The organism is Modestobacter versicolor (assembly GCF_041028285.1).
In the GTDB taxonomy this organism is placed as follows: domain Bacteria; phylum Actinomycetota; class Actinomycetes; order Mycobacteriales; family Geodermatophilaceae; genus Modestobacter; species Modestobacter versicolor_A.
Map to the genome: position 1 here is coordinate 354226 of NZ_JABGDB010000003.1, position 19195 is coordinate 373420.

Annotated in this window: 16 protein-coding genes; 8 read left to right on the top strand and 8 right to left on the bottom strand. The window is 74.6% G+C overall.

Annotation, left to right across the window (positions count from 1 at the left end; genetic code table 11):
- Window positions 1-75: 75 nt before the first annotated feature.
- The gene (locus HL054_RS13005) at window positions 76-2019 is read right to left on the bottom strand and encodes an MDR family MFS transporter (protein ID WP_369139433.1); all 1944 of its coding nucleotides are present in this window, start codon (window positions 2017-2019) and stop codon (window positions 76-78) included.
- On the bottom strand, window positions 2016-2534 hold the full coding sequence (locus tag HL054_RS13010) for a MarR family winged helix-turn-helix transcriptional regulator (protein WP_369139434.1): 519 nt from the start codon (window positions 2532-2534) through the stop codon (window positions 2016-2018). The genes HL054_RS13005 and HL054_RS13010 overlap by 4 nt, the downstream gene beginning before the upstream one ends.
- Before the next feature lie 147 nt (window positions 2535-2681).
- On the opposite strand from HL054_RS13010, the gene hrpA reads away from it, so the two are divergent.
- The 6 genes from hrpA (at window position 2682) to HL054_RS13040 (ending at window position 11186) form a co-directional block, all read left to right on the top strand.
- Window positions 2682-6629, top strand: a complete 3948-nt coding sequence (gene hrpA / locus HL054_RS13015) for an ATP-dependent RNA helicase HrpA (protein WP_369139435.1) — start codon at window positions 2682-2684, stop codon at window positions 6627-6629.
- Window positions 6630-6671: 42 nt separating this feature from the next.
- Window positions 6672-7070 carry an ATP-binding protein gene (locus HL054_RS13020; RefSeq protein ID WP_369139436.1) on the top strand — a complete coding sequence of 133 codons (399 nt, stop codon included), beginning with the start codon at window positions 6672-6674 and terminating at the stop codon, window positions 7068-7070.
- A gap of 73 nt (window positions 7071-7143) precedes the next feature.
- Window positions 7144-7329, top strand: a complete 186-nt coding sequence (locus HL054_RS13025; protein ID WP_369139437.1) for a hypothetical protein — start codon at window positions 7144-7146, stop codon at window positions 7327-7329.
- Between the two features lie 182 nt (window positions 7330-7511).
- A complete protein-coding gene (locus tag HL054_RS13030; RefSeq protein WP_369139438.1) occupies window positions 7512-9797 on the top strand; it encodes a xanthine dehydrogenase family protein molybdopterin-binding subunit in 2286 nt (761 codons plus the stop codon).
- Window positions 9797-10300: a (2Fe-2S)-binding protein gene (locus tag HL054_RS13035; protein ID WP_369139439.1), complete on the top strand. Its 504-nt coding sequence runs from the start codon at window positions 9797-9799 to the stop codon at window positions 10298-10300. Before HL054_RS13030 ends, HL054_RS13035 begins: the two co-directional genes overlap by 1 nt.
- A 73-nt stretch (window positions 10301-10373) precedes the next feature.
- Complete coding sequence (locus tag HL054_RS13040; protein WP_369139440.1) at window positions 10374-11186, top strand: FAD binding domain-containing protein; 813 nt, start codon at window positions 10374-10376, stop codon at window positions 11184-11186.
- Between the two features lie 75 nt (window positions 11187-11261).
- On the opposite strand, the gene HL054_RS13045 is transcribed toward HL054_RS13040, so the two are convergent.
- The 5 genes from HL054_RS13045 to HL054_RS13065 all read right to left on the bottom strand — a co-directional run bounded on the left by HL054_RS13045 (window position 11262) and on the right by HL054_RS13065 (window position 16818).
- Window positions 11262-12569: a sulfate adenylyltransferase subunit 1 gene (locus tag HL054_RS13045; protein ID WP_369139441.1), complete on the bottom strand. Its 1308-nt coding sequence runs from the start codon at window positions 12567-12569 to the stop codon at window positions 11262-11264.
- Window positions 12569-13477 carry a sulfate adenylyltransferase subunit CysD gene (cysD, locus tag HL054_RS13050; protein ID WP_369139442.1) on the bottom strand — a complete coding sequence of 303 codons (909 nt, stop codon included), beginning with the start codon at window positions 13475-13477 and terminating at the stop codon, window positions 12569-12571. Before cysD ends, HL054_RS13045 begins: the two co-directional genes overlap by 1 nt.
- A 143-nt stretch (window positions 13478-13620) precedes the next feature.
- On the bottom strand, window positions 13621-15180 hold the full coding sequence (locus HL054_RS13055; protein WP_369139443.1) for a sensor histidine kinase: 1560 nt from the start codon (window positions 15178-15180) through the stop codon (window positions 13621-13623).
- Complete coding sequence (locus HL054_RS13060; RefSeq protein WP_369139444.1) at window positions 15177-15911, bottom strand: response regulator transcription factor; 735 nt, start codon at window positions 15909-15911, stop codon at window positions 15177-15179. Before HL054_RS13060 ends, HL054_RS13055 begins: the two co-directional genes overlap by 4 nt.
- Window positions 15912-16023: 112 nt before the next feature.
- Window positions 16024-16818, bottom strand: coding sequence for a siderophore-interacting protein (locus tag HL054_RS13065; RefSeq protein ID WP_369139445.1), 795 nt, complete (start codon window positions 16816-16818; stop codon window positions 16024-16026).
- Window positions 16819-17182: 364 nt separating this feature from the next.
- Here HL054_RS13065 and HL054_RS13070 point away from each other — a divergent pair, with 364 nt between their 5' ends.
- Together HL054_RS13070 and HL054_RS13075 are read left to right on the top strand one after the other, a co-directional pair.
- Window positions 17183-17392 (top strand): DUF2945 domain-containing protein, encoded by a 210-nt coding sequence (locus tag HL054_RS13070; protein ID WP_369139446.1) that lies wholly within the window; start codon window positions 17183-17185, stop codon window positions 17390-17392.
- 34 nt (window positions 17393-17426) lie between these two features.
- The gene (locus HL054_RS13075) at window positions 17427-17858 is read left to right on the top strand and encodes a DUF2795 domain-containing protein (RefSeq protein ID WP_369139447.1); all 432 of its coding nucleotides are present in this window, start codon (window positions 17427-17429) and stop codon (window positions 17856-17858) included.
- A gap of 65 nt (window positions 17859-17923) precedes the next feature.
- Here the strand turns inward: HL054_RS13075 and HL054_RS13080 are convergent, their stop codons facing one another.
- Window positions 17924-19018: a hypothetical protein gene (locus HL054_RS13080; protein WP_369139448.1), complete on the bottom strand. Its 1095-nt coding sequence runs from the start codon at window positions 19016-19018 to the stop codon at window positions 17924-17926.
- Between the last annotated feature and the right edge of the window lie 177 nt (window positions 19019-19195).

Consider the following 19195-nt stretch of genomic DNA (forward strand, 5'->3'; position numbering starts at 1 on the left):
CCTGGCTGGCTGGAGTCCAGACACGGCGGGCCCGCCGCCCGACCCTGCGTCGTACGGCCTCCCGAGGGGGCTCCGTCAGTCGCGCGGGCGGACCCCGTCGGGCAGGTGGTCGGCCGGCACGCTGTCGAGGCCCGTGGGCTGGTGCGCCGCCGCCTCGTGCCGCCCACCGGCGGGCGTGCCACCGGCGGGCGTGCCACCGGCGGGCGTGCCACCGGCGTCGGCCGGCGTCCCGACGGGCTGCCCGGTGCCGCCCGGCACCTCGCCGGTGCGGTCGGCGCCGTCGACCGGCGGCTCCACCGAGGTCGGTGCGGCGGCACCGGCCGCGTGCGCCGCGGCCGCCGCCGGGGAGTCGCCGGCCTCGCCGTCGCCGGCCTGCGCCGCCTGGATGCCGGACTGGGTGCGCAGCGCCAGCTGGGGCAGGAAGAGCAGCACGAAGAAGCCGATCGCCACCACGCACGCCGCGATGAGGAAGACCAGGTCCAGGGTGTCGGCGAAGCCGGCCTTGAACGGCTCGGCCAGCACCGGGTCGATGGTCTGCACGAACGACGTGTCGCCCAGGTCGCTGCCGGCGTCGCTGAGCTGCTGCAGCTGGCCGGGGTCGGCCGCGGCGGCCTGCTGGAACGCCGGGTCGCCCTGCGCGGCGCCGTAGGCGCCCTCGACCCGGCCCGGCAGGGCGCTGAACAGCACCGACAGGAAGACCGCCGTCCCCAGCGTGCCGCCCATCTGCCGGAAGAAGGTGACCGAGGACGTGGCGACGCCGATCTCCCGCGGGCTGACCGCGTTCTGCACGGCCAGGATCACCGGCTGGAAGTTGAAGCCGAGGCCCACGCCCATCAGCAGCATGAACGGCACGAGCGTCCACACCGAGGTGTCGGCCCCGACGACGACGGACAGCGCGAGCAGGGCGGCGACGATGAACACCGTGCCGACCAGCGGGAAGATCTTGTACTTGCCGGTGCGGGACGTGGTCTGACCGGCGACCACCGAGCCCGCCATGATGCCCATCACCAGCGGGATCATCTGCAGGCCCGCCTCGGTGGGGCTGGAGCCGTGCACGATCTGCAGGTACTGCGGCAGCAGCAGGATGCCGCCGAACATGCCGGCGCCCAGCACGATGCTGGCCACGCTGCTGACGGCAAAGGTGCGGTTGCCGAACATCCGCAGCGGCAGCAGGGCGTCGTCCCCGTAGGCCCGCTCGGCCAGCACGAACAGCACGAACCCGACCGCCGCGACGACGTAGCAGACCACCGCGCCGGTGGAGCCCCAGCCCCAGATCCGGCCCTGCTCGGCGACGACGAGCAGGGGCACCAGGAAGGTGATCAGGGCCAGCGCACCGGGGACGTCGATCCGGTGCTCCCGCTTGGTGTGCGGCAGGTGCAGCACCTTGAACACGACGGCGAAGGCGAGGATGCCCAGCGGCACGTTGACGTAGAAGATCCAGCGCCATCCGGTGATGCCCAGGATCGAGTCCTGGCCGGACAGGAAGCCGCCGATGACCGGCCCGAGCACGCTCGAGGTGCCGAACACGGCCATGAACCACCCCTGGTACTTGGCCCGCTCCCGCGGCGGCACGATGTCGGCGATGATCGCCAGGGCCAGCGACATCAGGCCACCGGCGCCGATGCCCTGGATCGCCCGGTAGACGGCCAGCTGGTACATCGAGTCGGCGAGCCCGCAGAGCATCGAGCCGACGACGAACACGGCGATGGCGAAGAGGTAGAAACCCCGCCGGCCGTACATGTCGCTCAACTTCCCGTACAGCGGGGTGGCGATCGTCGAGGTGATCAGGAACGACGTCGTCGCCCAGGCCTGCAGGTCGTAGCCCTGCAGGTCGTCGGCGATCGTGCGGATCGCGGTGGAGACGACGGTCTGGTCGAGCGCGGCCAGGAACATGCCGAGCAGCAGGCCGACCAGGATCGTCATGATCTGGCGGTGGCTGAACGTCCCGGAGGCGTCCGGGACGGCGGCGGCCCGGGGGCCCCGGCGTCCGGCTGCCCCGCGGTCGGTGGTCTGGGTCATCGGTCCTTCTCGGGGAGGTCCACGGCGCCGTCCGGGGCGGTGCCGGCGGGGGCGACGTGGTCGGTGAGGTCGCTGACGAAGCGGTGCAGCTGACGGGTGAAGGTGGTCAGTTCCTCCGGTGTCCAGCCGGCGGTGACCCGGGCCAGGACGTCGTCCCGCTCGCGCCGCATCTGCTGCAGCTCGCGCTCACCGGCCGGGGTGACGACGAGCCGGCTGGCCCGGCCGTCGGCCTCGTCGGCGACCCGGCGGACCAGGCCGCGCTCGACGAGCAGGGTGACGTGCCGGCTGACGGTGGACGGGTCGGCGTGCACCTGCTCGGCCAGGGCGCCCTGCCGCAGCGGGCCCAGCCGGGTGAGCGGGAACAGCAGCACGTGCGCGGCGCGTTCCCGTGCTTCGGGACCCTGCCCGCTGTCGGTCATCTGCGCCTTCAGCACGTGCATCACCCGGACCAGCCGGACCAGCTCGTCCGACAGCGAGACGTCGGACGGCGGGTCGGCGGTGGGGCGGTCGGGCATGACGGGCTCCGGAGGTCGGCGGCGGGCGCGACGGTGCGCCGGAGACCCGTGCACGGTACAACCCGTTGCGCCGTGCACGCAACGGACTCCCGCCGGCCCGGATGGGACCCTGGACGCCTGACCCGTGGAAGGAACTGCGAGCACCCCGTGACCACCCCGCACGACGACCTCCGGTCGCGGCTGTCCGCGCTGACCCTCACCGACGAGCACCGGCTCCGCCGGCGGCTGGACGGCACCCGCCGCACCCGGGACGCCGAGGCCCGCGCCAAGCAGCAGGAGCGCATCGCCGCGGACGTCGCGGTCGCCGAGGAGCGCATCGCCCGCCGGCGCGCCGCCGTCCCGGTCGTCCGCTACCCGGAGGAGCTGCCGGTCAGCCAGCGGCGCGACGACATCGCCGCCGCGCTGCGCGGCTCTCAGGTCGTGGTGGTCGCCGGCGAGACCGGTTCGGGGAAGACCACCCAGCTGCCCAAGATCCTGCTGGAGCTGGGCCGCGGCGTCCGCGGCCGGATCGGGCACACCCAGCCGCGGCGGATCGCGGCCCGCACGGTGGCCGAGCGGATCGCCGAGGAGCTGGACAGCCCGCTGGGCGACGTCGTCGGCTGGAAGGTCCGGTTCACCGACGAGGTGGGCGACCGGACGCTGGTGAAGCTGATGACCGACGGCGTGCTGCTGGCCGAGGTGCAGCGCGACCGGATGCTCCGCCAGTACGACACGATCATCATCGACGAGGCGCACGAGCGGAGCCTCAACATCGACTTCCTGCTGGGCTACCTGGCCCGGCTGCTGCCCCGCCGCCCGGACCTGAAGCTGGTCATCACCTCGGCGACCATCGACGTCGACCGGATCGCCGCGCACTTCTCCACCGGCGGCGCCGAGGTGCCGGTGGTCGAGGTCAGCGGGCGCACCTACCCGGTCGAGGTGCGCTACCGGCCCGTCGTCGACCCCGAGGACCCGGCCGCCGACCCCGACCGGGACCAGGTCAGCGCCATCGTCGACGCCTGCGCCGAACTGGTCGCCGAGGGCCCCGGCGACGTGCTGGTCTTCCTCGCCGGCGAGCGCGAGATCCGGGACACCGCCGAGGCGCTGGGCGGGACGACGGAGCGCGGCGGGGCGCCGATCGACGTGCTCCCGCTGTACTCCCGGCTCAGCGCCGCCGACCAGCACAAGGTGTTCCAGGCCCACACCCGGCGGCGGATCGTGCTGGCCACCAACGTCGCCGAGACCTCGCTCACCGTGCCCGGCATCAAGTACGTGGTCGACCCCGGCACGGCCCGCATCTCCCGGTACAGCCATCGCACCAAGGTCCAGCGCCTGCCGATCGAGCCGATCAGCCAGGCGTCGGCGCGGCAGCGCTCCGGCCGGTGCGGCCGGACCAGCGAGGGCATCGCGATCCGGCTGTACAGCGAGGCCGACCACGACGGCCGGCCGGAGTACACCGACCCGGAGATCCTGCGCACCAACCTCGCGTCGGTGCTGCTGCAGATGGCCTCCCTCGAGCTGGGCGACGTCGCGGAGTTCCCCTTCATCGACCCGCCGGACCGGCGCGCGGTCGCCGACGGCGTGGCGTTGCTGGAGGAGCTCGGCGCGCTGACGCCCGAGGGGGCGCTCACCCCCACCGGCCGGTCCCTGGCCGCCCTGCCGCTGGACCCGCGGATCGCCCGGATGGTGGTCGAGGCCGACCGCCGCGGCGTGCTCGAGGAGGTGCTGGTCATCGCCGCCGGGCTCACCGTGCAGGACGTCCGCGAGCGCCCGGCCGAGCACCAGCAGGCCGCCGACGAGCTGCACAAGCGGTTCGCCGACGAGAACTCCGACTTCCTGGCGCTGCTCAACCTGTGGCGGTACCTGGAGGAGCAGGCCCGGGAGCTGTCGGGGAACCAGTTCCGGCGCACCGTGAAGCGGGAGTTCCTGCACTACTTGCGGATCCGCGAGTGGCAGGACCTGCACGGCCAGCTGCGCAGCACCGCCCGCCGGCTGGGCATGACCACCGGCGCGCTCGCCCCGGCGCCGGACGAACGCGGCGTGACGGCGTCCCTGCTGGCCGGGCTGCTCTCCCAGATCGGCACCCAGACCGAGCCGGCGAAGGGCGACCGCCGTCCGGTGCGCGAGTACCTGGGCACCCGCGGCACCCGGTTCGTGATCGCCCCGGGCACCCCGCTGGCGAGGAAGCCGCCGCGCTGGGTGGTCGCCGCCGAGCTGGTCGAGACGAGCCGGCTGTTCGCCCGCACGGTCGCCCGGGTCGACCCCGAGGTGGTCGAGCGGCTGGCCGACCACCTGGTCAAGCGCCAGTACAGCGAGCCGCGGTGGGACGCCAAGCGCGGCTCGGTGGTCGCCACCGAGCGGGTCACCCTCTACGGCCTGCCGCTGGTCGTCGGCCGGCGGGTGCAGTACGGCTCGATCGACCCGGTCGTGAGCCGCGAGCTGTTCATCCGGCACGCCCTGGTGCAGGGCGAGTGGACGACGCACCACCGCTTCTGGGCCGACAACGCCCGGGCCATCGAGCGGGTCGCCGAGCTGGAGGAGCGCGCCCGCCGCCGGGACATCCGGGTCGACGACGAGACGCTGTTCGAGCTCTACGACGCCCGGCTCCCCGCCGACGTCGTCTCCACCCGGCACTTCGACCGCTGGTGGAAGGAGGCCCGGCGGAGCACGCCGGACCTGCTCACCTTCACCCCGGAGATGCTCACCAACGCCGCGGCGGCCGGCCAGGTGCAGGAGGCCGACTACCCCGACGAGGTGCACCTGACCCAGGGCCTGACCCTGCCGCTGTCCTACGCGTTCGCGCCCGGGGCGGCCGAGGACGGCGTCACCGTCGACGTGCCGCTCGGCGTGCTGGACACCGTCGCCGAGCGGACGTCGGGGGAGTCGCTGGCCTTCACCGTGCCCGGCCAGCGCGCGGAGCTGGTCACCGAGCTGCTCCGGTCGCTGCCCAAGCAGCTGCGCCGCGGGCTGGTGCCGATCCCGGACCGGGTGCGCGAGGTGCTGCCGCACATCGACCCGACCGAGCCGCTGCTGCCGGCGCTGGAGCGGGAGCTGCGCCGGGCCACCGCCGTCACCGTCCCGCGGGACGCCTGGCGCCCCGCGGAGGTGCCCGCCCACCTGCGGGCCACCTACCGGGTGCTCGACGACCAGCAGCGGCCGCTCGCCCAGGGCAAGGACCTCGCCGCGCTGCGGGCCCAGGTCGCCCCGCAGGCCCGGGCCAGCCTGGCCCGCGCGGCCTCGACCTACGAGCGCACCGGGCAGACCGGCTGGACCTTCGGCGACCTGCCGGCCACCGTCGAGGTCGACCGCGGCGGGCACCCGGTGACCGCCTTCCCGGCGCTGGTCGACGAGGGGCAGACCGTCGGCGTCCGCGTCGTCCCGACCGAGGCGGAGGCGACCCGGCTGGCCTGGCGGGGCGCCCGCCGGCTGGTGCTGGTCACCACCCCGTCGCCGGTCAAGCAGGTGGTCAAGGGCCTGTCCCCGCGCTCCCGGCTGGCGCTCCAGTTCAACCCGGACGGCGAGATCCCCGACCTGGTCGCCGACTGCGCGGACGCGGCCGCCGACGAGCTGGTCGCCGCGGCCGGCGGTCCGCCGCGCACCGAGGCGGCCGCGACCGCGCTCGTCGCCGCGGCGCGCGAGCAGCTGCTTCCGCTGACCGCCGACGCCGTCCGGCGGGTGGAGGCGGTGCTCACCCAGGCCCGCGAGGTCGCCGTCGCCATCGGCGCGGCCCCGGGACGACGGGTGCCCGAGGCCGCGATCGCGGACCTGCGCCGGCAGATGACCGGGCTGCTGCACCGGGGGTTCGTGGCCACCACCGGCCGCCGGCGGCTCCCCGACCTGGTGCGGTACCTCACCGCGATGGCGCACCGGCTGGAGAAGCTGCCGGCCACCGCCGCCCGCGACGCGCTGTGGACCGCCCAGGTCGCCGCGGTCACCGCGGAGTACGAGCAGCTGCGCGCGCAGCTGCCGCCCACCGGGGCGCCCGACGACCCGGTGGCCCGGGTGCGCTGGATGATCGAGGAGCTGCGGGTGGGCCTGTTCGCCCAGCACATCGGCACCCCGCGGCCGGTGTCCGAGCAGCGGGTGTTCAAGGCGATCGACCAGCTGACCGCCTGAGAGGACGTGCCGACGGCGCCGCCGACTGCCGAGAAGGAGGACGTGGCCTCCTTCAGCGCGAGCATCGACCTGCCGCCCGTGCCCAGCAGCGTGCCGCTGGCACGGCAGCTGGTGAGGAACGTGCTGCACACCTGGGCGGCACCGCAGGACCGGCTGGACGCCGAGCTGCTGGTGACCGAGCTGGTGGCCAACGTCGTCGACCACGCCCGGGTCGACGTGCTGACCCTCGAGCTGGCGCTGGCCGGGGCGTGGCTGCGGATCGGGGTCGTCGACGGCGACGCGGTCCGTCCGGTGCTCCGCGAGCTGTCGACCGCCCACGAGCGTGGCCGCGGCATGCAGCTGGTCGCGGCGATCGCCGACCGCTGGGGTGCCGAGGACCACGAGGGCGGCAAGCGGGTGTGGGTCGAGCTCTCGCCGACGCTGGTGGGCGAGCCCGGCTGACCGGTCTGGTTTGCCGGGTCCGACCGGCGGGGACGGTCGCGGGGACACCCACCGATCGACGAAGGAGTCCTCGATGACCGCACCCGACAGCCACGACGTCGAAGCAGCCGGCGAGAAGCTGACCGACGGGGAGATGGTCGAGGCCGTCGCCGGCTCGACCGACAGCGCCTCGGAGAACGCCGACAAGGCCGGCAAGGACTGGAACGGCGAGGCCGCGGAGGCCCCCCAGCCGGGCGCCGCGACGGACCCCTCCGCCTGACCTCTCGACCTGGCCCGGCGCGACGCCGTCCGACCGCCCGGCGAGAGGTCCGGACGGCGCCGCAGGGCGCCGGTGGAGGCCGTCGGACGGGTGTGCCTTCCGCCCCACGGGGGGTCGAGTGGCCACGATCACATCGTCTGGCACAGTCTGCCTTGTCACGGTCGACGCAGGCAGGAGAGCGCATGAGCATCCTCGGTACCCGGGTGGTCCGCACGGAGGACCCGCTGTTCCTCACCCAGGGGGCGGTCTACACCGACGACCTCACCGACGAACGGCTCACCGGGGCGCTGCACGCCACGCTGGTGCGCTCCACCGTCGCGCACGGTCGGGTCCTGTCGGTGGACACGTCGGCCGCCCTGGAGGCCCCCGGCGTCGTCGCGGTGGTCACCGCGGCCGACCTCGCCGACCTCACGCCCATCCCCACGGGCTTCCCGTTCGTCGACGCCAAGTACACCCGCCCCTGGCTGGCCTCGGACGTGGTGCGCTTCGTCGGCGACATCATCGCCGTCGTCCTCACCGAGGAGCGCTACCAGGGCGAGGACGCCGCGGAGATGGTCGCGGTCGACATCGACCCGCTGCCGGCCGTCGTCGGCACGGTCGCCTCGGCCAGCGACGAGGTGGTGCTCTTCCCCGAGGTCGGCACCAACGTGATCGCCTCCTTCGGCGAGCCGGCCCCGGACGACTTCTTCGACGGCTGCGAGGTGGTGGTCCGCCAGCGGATCATCAACCAGCGCGTCGCGCCCGTGCCGCTGGAGACCCGGGCCGCGTCCGCGGTCTGGGGCGCCGACGGCCGGGTCACCCTGTGGTGCTCCAACCAGGGTGCCCAGATGGCCAAGGCGCAGGTCGCCGCGTGGCTGGGCCTCGACCCGGCCCTGGTGCACCTGATCACGCCCGCGGTCGGCGGCGGCTTCGGCGCGAAGATCGGTGCCGACCCCGAGTTCGCCCTGGTCGCCCAGGTCTCGAAGCTCGTGCAGCGCCCGGTGCGCTGGGCGGAGAGCCGCTCGGAGAACCTGGTGGGGATGCTGCACGGCCGCGGCCAGGACCACCAGATCGCCATCGGCGGGCGCCGGGACGGCACGATCGAGGCCTACAGCCTCATCGCCGACCAGGACGCCGGGGCCTACCCGCGGTTCGCGGTGGTGCTGCCGACGCTGACGATGCTGATGACCGCCGGGGTCTACGCCTTCCCCAAGGTGCACGCCCAGGCCCGGGTGCTGGCCACCAACACCACCTCCATCGGCGCCTACCGCGGCGCCGGCCGGCCGGAGGCCACCGCGGCGGTCGAGCGGGCGGTCGACCTGTTCGCCGCCGAGATCGGGATGGACCCGGCCGAGGTGCGCCGGATCAACCTCATCCCGCCGTTCGACACCCCGCACACCACGTCGATGGGCGCCACCTACGACAACGGCGACTACGCCGCCGCGCTGGAGAAGGCGCTGGCCGCGGCGGGCTACGACGAGCTGCGGGCCGAGCAGGCCCGCCGCCGCGAGGCCGGCGACGTCCGCCAGCTGGGCATCGGGCTGTCGGTCTACGTCGAGATCACCGGCGCCGGCGGGGAGTCCGGTGCGCCGACCGAGGACGCGACCGTCGAGGTCCACCCCGACGGGACGGCGACGATCCTCACCGGCACCTCGCCGCACGGCCAGGGGCACGCCACCGCCTGGGCGATGATCGCCAGCGACCAGCTGGGCATCCCGCTGGACAAGATCACCGTGCTGCACGGCGACACCGACCTGGTGCCCAAGGGCGGCGGGACGATGGGCTCCCGCAGCCTGCAGCAGGGCGGCGCGGCGGTGCACCAGGCCGCCGGCGAGCTCGTCGAGCTGGCCCGCAAGCGCGCGGCCGAGAAGCTCGAGGCCAACCCGGAGGACCTCGTGGTCGACCTGGGCCTGGCCGGGCTGGCGGTGCGCGGCACCCCGGGCGTGGGCGTCACCTTCGCCGAGCTGGCCGCCGACGAGCAGCTGCTCGTGCAGACGACCTTCAGTGCCGCGGCGCCGACGTTCCCCTTCGGGGCGCACGTCGTCGTCGTCGAGGTGGACGTGGAGTCCGGCAAGGCCGAGGTCGTCCGCGTGGTCGCCGTCGACGACGCCGGGACGATCCTCAACCCGCTGCTGGCCGACGGCCAGCGGCACGGCGGGCTGGCCCAGGGCGTGGCCCAGGCGCTGCTCGAGGAGGTCCTCTACGACGAGGACGGCAACCCCACCACCTCGACGCTGGCCGACTACCCGTTCATCTCCGCCACGGAGCTGCCCAGCTTCGAGCTCGTCGACATGGCCACGCCCACGCCGATGAACCCGCTGGGCGCCAAGGGCATCGGCGAGGCAGGCACCATCGGGTCGACGCCGGCGACCCAGAACGCCGTCATCGACGCGGTCGCCCACCTCGGCGTCCGGCACGTCGACATGCCGACCACGCCCATGCGGGTGTGGCGGGCGATCCAGCAGGCCGCAGGCCAGGGAGGCAACTGATGCAGGTCTCGATCACCGTCAACGGACAGCAGCGCACCGACGAGGTGGAGCCGCGGCTGTTGCTGGCGCACTACCTGCGGGAGACCTGCGGGCTCACCGCGACCAACATCGGGTGCGACACCACCTCGTGCGGTGCGTGCACGGTCGTCGTCGACGGGCTGTCGGTGAAGTCGTGCACGGTCCTGGCGGCCTCGACCGACGGCGGCGAGGTGACCACGCTGGAGGGCCTGGCCGGTCCGGACGGCGAGCTGCACCCGATGCAGGCCGCCTTCCGCGCCGAGCACGGCCTGCAGTGCGGGTTCTGCACGCCGGGCATGGTGATGGCCGCGATCGGGGTGCTCGCCGACAACCCGGACCCCTCCGACCGCGAGGTCCGCGAGGGCCTGGAGGGCAACCTCTGCCGGTGCACCGGCTACCACAACATCGTGCGCGCGGTGCAGGCCGCGGCGAAGGCCGGCCCGGCCGCCGGCCAGGTCCCGCAGGCCCAGGAGGTGGAAGCATGACCGAGCTCGCGAGGTCATGGGAAGACACAGCATCCCGGGTCGCTGACCCGACGAGCGTCAGCGAGGAGGGCCAGTGATCCCCTCGCCGTTCGAGTACGTGAAGGTGCGCTCGGTCGACGAGGCGCTGTCGGCGCTGGCCGAGCACGGTGAGGACGCCAAGTTCCTGGCCGGTGGGCACTCGCTGCTGCCGATCATGAAGCTGCGGCTCTCGGTGCCCTCGACGCTGGTCGACATCAGCGGCATCACCGACCTGTCCTACGTGCGGGTCGAGGGCGACCAGGTGGCGATCGGGGCCCTCACCCGGCACCACGAGCTGGAGCGCTCCGACGTCGCCCGCGCCGAGGTGTCGATCCTGCCGCACGTCGCCGGCCGGGTCGGCGACCCGCAGGTGCGGCACCGCGGCACGATCGGCGGCACGGTCGCGCACAGCGACCCTGCCTCCGACCTGCCGACGGCGCTGCTCGCGCTGGACGGCACCGTGGTCGTGCAGGGCCCGGGCGGCCGTCGGGAGATCCCGGTGACCGAGTTCTGGCTCGGCTTCTTCGAGACCGCGCTGGCCCCCGACGAGCTGGTCATCGAGGTCCGCGTCCCGCGGACCGGTGCCGACGGCTGGGGGTACGAGAAGTTCACCCGCCGGGAGAACGACTGGCCGATCGTGGCCGCGGCCGCCGTCCAGGGCCGGGTCGCGCTGGCCAACATGGCCGGCGCCGTCGTCCGGGCGACCGCGACCGAGGAGGCGCTGGCCCGCGGCGCGTCCATCGCCGAGGCCGCCGCGCTGGCCGACCAGGGCACCTCCCCGGGGTCGGACATGCACGGGGACGCCGAGTACCGCCGGCACCTGGCCCGGCTGCTCACCCGCCGCGCCCTGGAGCGCGCCGCCGCTTGACCCAACGCTCCAACGCGAAGATGGCCATCTTCGCCCTCCCCGTGGGGGCGGAGATGGCCATCTTCGCGTCGGGGGTCAGCCGGCGGGGGTGAGCATCCCGGCGCCGACGGTGGCGTTGGTCGCCTCGTCGACGAGGATGAACCGGCCGGTGACCCGGTTGCGGTGGTAGTCGTCGACGAACAGCGGCTGGGTGGTGCGCAGCCGCACCCGGCCGATGTCGTTGAGCCCCAGGCTCGGGGCGTCGGTCTCCCGGTGCAGGGTGTTGACGTCGAGCCGGTACTGCAGCTCCTTGACCATCGCGCGCACCGTGCGGGTGGTGTGCTTCACCGCGAGCCGCATCCGCGGCACCAGCGGGGTGTCGGCCATCCAGCAGACCAGCGCGTCCAGGTCCTGGGTCACGTGCGGGGCGTTGTGCGGCCGGCAGATCAGGTCGCCGCGGGACACGTCGAGGTCGTCGGTGAGCCGCACGGTCACCGACATCGGCGGGAAGGCGGCGTCCACCGGCCCGTCCGGGCCGTCGATCGCGGCGATCGTCGTCGTCAGGCCGCTGGGCAGCACCTGCACCTCGTCGCCGGGGCGCAGGACGCCGGCGGCGACCCGGCCGGCGTAGCCGCGGTAGTCGTGGAACGCGTCGGACTGCGGGCGGATGACGTACTGCACCGGGAAGCGGGTGTCGACGAGGTTGCGGTCGCTGGCCACGTGCACGTGCTCGAGGTGGTGCAGCAGCGACGTGCCCTCGTACCAGGGCATGTTCGCCGAGCGGGTGACGACGTTGTCGCCCTGCAGCGCGGAGATCGGCACGACGGTGAGGTCCGGGACGTCGAGCTTGGCGGCGAAGGCGGAGAACTCGTCGCGGATGCGCTCGTAGACCTCCTCCGACCAGTCGACGAGGTCCATCTTGTTGACCGCGACGACCAGGTGCGGCACCCGCAGCAGCGAGGCGAGGAAGGCGTGCCGGCGGCTCTGCTCGACCATGCCCTTGCGCGCGTCGACCAGCACGATGGCCAGGTCGGCGGTGGAGGCGCCGGTGACCATGTTCCGGGTGTACTGCACGTGCCCGGGGGTGTCGGCGAGGATGAAGGTGCGCCGCGGCGTGGTGAAGTACCGGTACGCGACGTCGATGGTGATGCCCTGCTCGCGCTCGGCCCGCAGCCCGTCGGTGAGCAGCGCCAGGTCGACGTAGTCGCCGCGGCTGGCCCGCTCGATCGCGGCGTACTGGTCCTCGAACACGGCCTTGCTGTCGAACAGCAGCCGGCCGATCAGCGTGCTCTTGCCGTCGTCCACGGAGCCGGCGGTGGCGATCCGCAGCATGTCCTTGCGGGCGTGCGCGATCTCCGCGGCGGCCTCGGCGGCGGCGGAGTGGACGTCGATGGGGGCGGCCATCAGAAGTACCCCTCCTTCTTGCGGTCCTCCATGGCGGCGTCGCTGACCTTGTCGTCGCCACGGGTGGCGCCGCGCTCGGTCAGCCGGGTCACCGCGATCTCGGCGATGACCTCCTCGACGTTGCTGGCGGTGGAGCGGACCGCCGCGGTCAGGTTGGCGTCGCCGACGGTGCGGTAGCGGACGCTCTCGTGCAGCACCTGCTCGCCGTCCCGGGGCGTGATGAACTCGTTGACCGCGTAGAGCATCCCCTGCCGGTCGACCACGCCCCGCTCGCGCGCCAGGTACAGCTGCGGGATCGCGATCTCCTCCTGGGCGATGTAGCCCCAGATGTCCAGCTCGGTCCAGTTCGACAGCGGGAACACCCGGATCGACTCCCCGAGGTGGGTGCGGCTGTTGTAGAGGTCCCACAGCTCCGGGCGCTGGTTCTTCGGGTCCCACTGGCCGAACTCGTCGCGGAAGGAGAACACCCGCTCCTTGGCCCGCGCCTTGTCCTCGTCGCGCCGCGCGCCGCCGAACAGGGCGGTGAAGCCGTGCTGCTCGACGGCGTCCAGCAGCACCGGGGTCTGGATCCGGTTGCGGGAGCCGTTGGGCTCCTCGCGCACCGTGCCGGCGGCGATCGCATCGGGCACCGAGGCGATGACGAGCTCCACGCCCAGCTCGGCGACCCGCTTGTCGCGGAACTCGAGCACCTCGGGGAAGTTCAGCCCGGTGTCGATGTGCATCACCGGGAAGGGGATGCGGGCGGGCGCGAAGGCCTTGCGGGCGAGCTCCAGCATCACGATGGAGTCCTTGCCGCCGGAGAAGAGCAGCACCGGCCGCTCGGACTCGGCGGCCACCTCGCGCAGCACGTGGATGGACTCGGCCTCCAGCGTCTGCAGCTGGGTGAGCCGGTGGTCGACGGTGGTCACGCTGAGGGGCTCCCGGGAGTCGGGGACGGCGGCAGGTGCCGCCGGACGGCGACGGGTTCGAGCAGGGCAACCCGATCAGGGTGATGGGGATTCCCGGCACCAGTGTCCGTCATGGCCCCGGGCGGGCCGTCGTGTGGGGCCGGTCAGGAGGCTGCCGGCCCGGTCTCCGGGGGCGGGGCCGGCGGGCCCGACCGCGGCAGCCGGACGGCGAACGTCGCGCCCTCGCCGGGAGCGGTGGACAGCTCGACGGTGCCGCCGTGCGCCGCGACCAGCGAGGCCACGATGGACAGCCCCAGCCCGGTGCCGCCGGCCGCGCGGGTGCGGGAGGCGTCCGCCCGGTAGAACCGTTCGAAGACCCGGTCGGCGTCCCCGGGGGCGAGCCCCGGGCCCTCGTCGCTGACCGCGAGCACCACGACGCCGGGGTCCACGGGGTCCTCCGACAGCCGCACCGTCACCCGGGCGTCGACCGGGGTGTGGGTGAGCGCGTTGGTCACCAGGTTGCCGACGACCTGGCGCAGCCGCGCCTCGTCGCCGTTGACCACCGGGACGTCGGTGAGGGACTCGTCCAGCAGCAGGGAGACCGGGCGGTCGGGCTGCACGGCCCGGGCGTCGTGGACGGCGTCCCCGGCGAGCTCGGCGAGGTCGACCGGGCCGAGGGTGAGCGGCCGCTGCTGGTCCAGCCGGGCCAGCTGCAGCAGGTCCTCGACCAGCAGGCCCATCCGGGTCGCCTCGGCCTCGATCCGGGACAGCACCCGGCCGGTCTCCTCCGCACCCCGGACGGCGCCCTGCCGGTGCAGCTCGGCGAACCCGCGGATGGAGGTGAGCGGGGTGCGCAGCTCGTGGCTGGCGTCGGCGACGAACCGGCGCATCCGGGCCTCGGAGGCGACGGCCTGCTCCTCGGAGGCCTGCTGGGCGCGGAAGGAGCTCTCGATCCGGCCGAGCATCCCGTTGAGCGCGCGGGACAGCCGGCCGACCTCGGTGCGCTCGTCGCCCCCGGGCACCCGGCGCGACAGGTCACCGGCGGCGATCGCCCGGGCGGTGTCCTCCACCTCCTGCAGCGGCCGCAGGCTGTTGCGCACCAGCAGGTGGCCGGCCAGCGCCATCGCGGCCAGCACCAGGAGCCCGATCACCAGCTGGATGCGCACCAGCCGGGTGACGACGGCCTTGTCCTCGCCCAGGTCGCTGCCGACGACGATGGCGAGGTCGTCGCTGACCGGGGCGACGACGAGCCGCCAGCTGGTGCTGCCGTCCTGCGAGCCGACGGTGAACGTCTTCTTGCCGTAGTCGCCGGCGTTGCCGGCGTCGAGGTCGTCGAGGTCGGGCAGCGAGGAGTACGAGCCGCGGACGACGTACTCGCGCTCCACCCCGCCCGGCCCGAGGCAGGCCAGGTACGCGCCGGGGATGGCGATCCGGGGCTGGCTGCAGACCACGCCGAGCGTCGCGGCGTCCTGCGAGGCGACCTCGGAGATCGCCTCGCCGAGCTGCTCGTCCTGCTGGTCGAGCAGGTAGCCGCGCAGCAGCGAGGTGGCCGCGAACCCGGTCGAGGTCAGCGCGACGGTGACCAGCAGGACCAGCAGCGCGACGAGGGTGACCCGAAGCGGGACCCGCGGGCCGGGGTGCACCGGGTCGGCCCGGTCGGGGACGGGCTCGGACCCGGGTGCCGGCGCGGCCGCCGGGTCGACCGGCGGCGACGCCGTCGTCACGTGCCGCGCGGCAGGCGCAGGGAGTACCCCACGCCGCGCAGGGTGTGCAGCAGCCGGGGCTCGGTGGTGTCGACCTTGCGTCGCAGGTAGGAGATGTAGGACTCCACGACGTTCGCCTCGCCGTTGAAGTCGTAGTTCCACACGTGGTCGAGGATCTGCGCCTTGGACAGCACCCGGCCGGCGTTGGTCATCAGGTAGCGCAGCAGCTTGAACTCGGTGGGAGAGAGGCTGACCAGCTTCCCGGCCTTGAGGACCTCGTGCGACTCCTCGTCCAGCTCGATGTCGGCGAAGGTCAGCCGCGGGGCCTCGGCGGCCCGCTGCACGCCCTGGCTGCGGCGCAGCACCGCCCGGATCCGGGCCAGCACCTCGTCCAGGCTGAAGGGCTTGGTGACGTAGTCGTCGCCGCCCAGCGTCAGCCCGGTCACCTTGTCGTCGGCGGCGTCCCGGGCGGTGAGGAACAGCACCGGCGTGTGCGTGCCGTTCTGGCGCAGCCGCCGGACGACGCCGAAGCCGTCCAGCCCGGGCATCATCACGTCGAGCACCAGCAGGTCGGGGCGGAACTGCTCGGCCACCGCGAGCGCCTGCTGGCCGTCGGGCGCGGTGGCGACCTCGAAGCCGGCGTAGCGGAGGCTGGCCGACAGCAGCTCGCGGATGTTCGGCTCGTCGTCGACGACGAGCAGCCGCGCCTCGGGCTTCCCGGTGCCCGCTGCCGGGGTGCTGGAGCTGGACACGAGCCCTCCCGATGAGCCCTGTGCGGCCGTCGTCGTCATGCCGTCAGGCTGCGACACCGGGCTGCTGCTGGGCTGGACGCTACCTGTGAGGACGCTGGGTGTGGCGCTGCCGTCAGCCGGCCGGCGACATCGCCCGCCCGCGGCGCCAGTAGCCGATGGCGTGGTGCTGGGCGCGGCGGAGCCCCCACCGGCCGCGCAGGTCCGCCCGCACGGCGCGCACGGTCGCGGACTCCGCCCCGACCCAGGCGAACAGGTCCTCCCCGTCGGGCCGGGGCAGCGCGGCGACGGCGTCGGTGAGCAGGTCGGCGTCCGGCGCTGCCGTGGTCCGGTGCAGCCAGCGCACCTCGATGCCGGCCGGGGCGACCAGCGGCTGCTCCTCCTCGGGCCCGGCGACCTCCAGCAGCGCGACCCCGCAGGTCGCCGGGTCGGCCGCGGCCAGGATCCGGCTGATCGCCGGCAGCGCCGTCTCGTCCCCGGCCACCAGCAGCCAGCCCGCCGGCGCGTCGCCCAGCGGCGCCGAGCTGGCGACCCCGAGGACGGCACCGGGCGCGGCCGCCGCGGCCCACGCGGCGGCGGGACCGTCGCCGTGCAGCACGAAGTCGACGTCCAGCTCGCCGGCGGCAGGGTCCTGCCGCCGGGAGGTGTAGCTGCGCAGGGCGACCCCGTGGCTGCCCTGCGGCCAGACGATGCGCCCGTCGCGGGCCACCTGCGGCCAGCGCGGGGCCGGGTCGCCGACGCGCGGGACCAGCAGCGCGAGGGTCGGGCCGGCCGCGGCGACGACGGGGGCCGGCGCGGTCAGGGTCACCCGGCGGACGGCGGGGGTGACGTCGCGGACCGCGGTCACGGTGAGCACGTCGACCGGGCGGACGTCGGGTGCGTCGGCGGTGACGTGCTCGGTCGGCTCCACGGGGGCCGAGCGTAACGACCGCCGGGCCGGGCGGCGGCGCAGCGGGACGGGCCGGTGCTGAACGGGGCCGACCCGGCCGGCCCCGGGGGAATGGGGCCGACCGGGCCGGCGTCTCAGGACGAGGTGCTCACGTTGCGTCACCGGCCCGTTGCGCTGGCCAGGTCGCTCTCCGTGCTTCCCCCGTGCAGTGAGCACGCTACGTGACGAGTCACCCGCCGGTACAGCTCATCCGGGCGGAGTCGACCCCTACGGGTGACACCGCTGGCGCCGCGGGCGTCCCGGGAGCGCCCCGCGGGACCGATGTGTGCCACGCGGCCGGCCCGGGCAGGCAGGCAGGACCGACCACGGAGTGGAGGACCCCGCGATGGCGCAGGAGTTCAGCAAGGGCGACCACGTCACCTGGAAGAGCCACGGGGGCGAGGCCGAGGGCACCGTCGAGGAGAAGATCACGAAGGACACCGAGGCGGCCGGTCGCACGGTCCGGGCCAGCCCGGACGACCCGCAGTACGAGGTGAAGAGCGAGAAGAGCGGCGGCACCGCCGTGCACAAGCCCGGCGCGCTGGAGAAGGACTGAGTCCCGCCGCCAGGTGCGGACGGAGGAGGCAGAGATGAGCGAGACCGAGGACACCTTCGCGGGGACGTCCGCGCGGAGCACCAAGCACTCCGCGCGTGAGGACGACGCCCTGGCCCACGAGGTCGAGGGGATGATCCGCGCCGGCCGTTCCACGCACGCCGAGGAGTGGAACGACCCCGAGCCCACCGCGGAGGGGGAACCCGACGTCGACTCCTCGCCCGCGGACACCCTCACCGGCGGCGTGCCGCAGGGCATGACGCCCGACGCCGTGGTCGCCCGGGCGGAGCTCGCCCGGTGGCTGGACCGCGCGGACTTCCCCAGCACCGGCCCGGACCTGGTCGAGGCCGCCCGCGACCACCGCGCCCCGGACGCCGTCGCCGACGAGCTGTCCCGGCTGCCGGACGGCCAGGTCTTCGAGCGGATCGGCGACGTGGTCCGGGCGCTGGGGTACCCGACCGAGACCTGAGCGGCGGGACCCGAGCGGGGCTCCCGACCGGCGTCGTCCCTGCGGGGACGGCGCCGGTCGCGCGTTCAGCGGGCGGCGCCCCCGGTGTCCTGCTCCTCCTCGGCGATCTCCTCCGCGCCGCGGCGGCGGAACAGCTTCGACCCCGGGAAGCCCTTCACCACCTGCCGCATGTCCTGCACGGTGTCCAGCAGGGCGTGCACGTCGGGCGCGACGTCGCCGAGGGTGGACAGCACCGGGACGACGTCCTCGTCCAGGTGGACGACGAGCACCGGCAGCCGGTCCATCAACTGGATCAGCGCCTGGACCTCGTCCTCGTCGAGGTGGGCGACGACCCGGTCCACCACCGGGGCCAGCGCGGCCAGCGCCGGCCGGTAGGCGTCGAGCAGCGGCTGCACCGCGGCCAGCATCGCCTCGGCCCGGTCCAGTGCGCCGTCGGCGGCGACGGTCGTCCCGGCCACCGCGCCGACCAGCTGGTCCGCGGCGTCGGAGGTGGTCCCGATCCGCGCGACCGCCGCGTCGGCGGCGTCGTTCGTGGCCCCGATCCGGGCGACCGCGTCGTCGGCGCGGGCCTGGGTGCGCCCGATCGCGTCCACGGCCTCGTCGGCGCGGGCCTGGGTGCGGCCGATGGCGCCGACGGCCTCGTCGGCGCGGGCCTGGGTGCGGCCGATGGCGCCGACGGCCTCGTCGGCGCGGGCCTGGGTGCGGCCGATGGCGCCGACGGCCTCGTCGGCGCGGGCCTGGGTGCGGCCGATGGCGCCGACGGCCTCGTCGGCGCGGGCCTGGGTGCGGCCGATGGACTCGACGGCCTCGTCGGCGGCAGCCTGGGTGCGGCTGATCGACCCGATGGCCTCGTCGGCCCGGGCCCGGGTGGCCTGGACGGCGGTGATGGCCTCGTCGGCGGCGGCCTGGCTGCCCTTGATCCGCTCCATCGCCTCGTCGGCGTGCGCGCGGGTGACCTCGATGCCGGCGACGGCCACCTCGGCCCGGTCGGCGATCCGCTCCACCCGGTCCAGCAGCACCGTGAGCCGCCCGAGCAGCCGCTCGGCGTCACCCACCGCGCCCACCACCCGGGGGAGCAGGGCCAGCGCCTCGGTGACGCCGTCGCGGAGGCCCCCGGCCGCGGACAGCACGTCGGACGGACCGGGGAAGGGCAGCTTCACCCGCCCGACGCTACGGTCCGGCGGCCGCTGCTGCCGGTCGAGACCGCCGCGGCCGCCCCGGCTGCCGCCCCGCCGACCCGCGCGGCTGCCCGTCCCGGGCGGGCTCCACCCGTATCGTGGACATCTCCGTGGACGACGGCCGAGCCGGTCCGCGGCACCAGACGAGCGGCCTCCCCG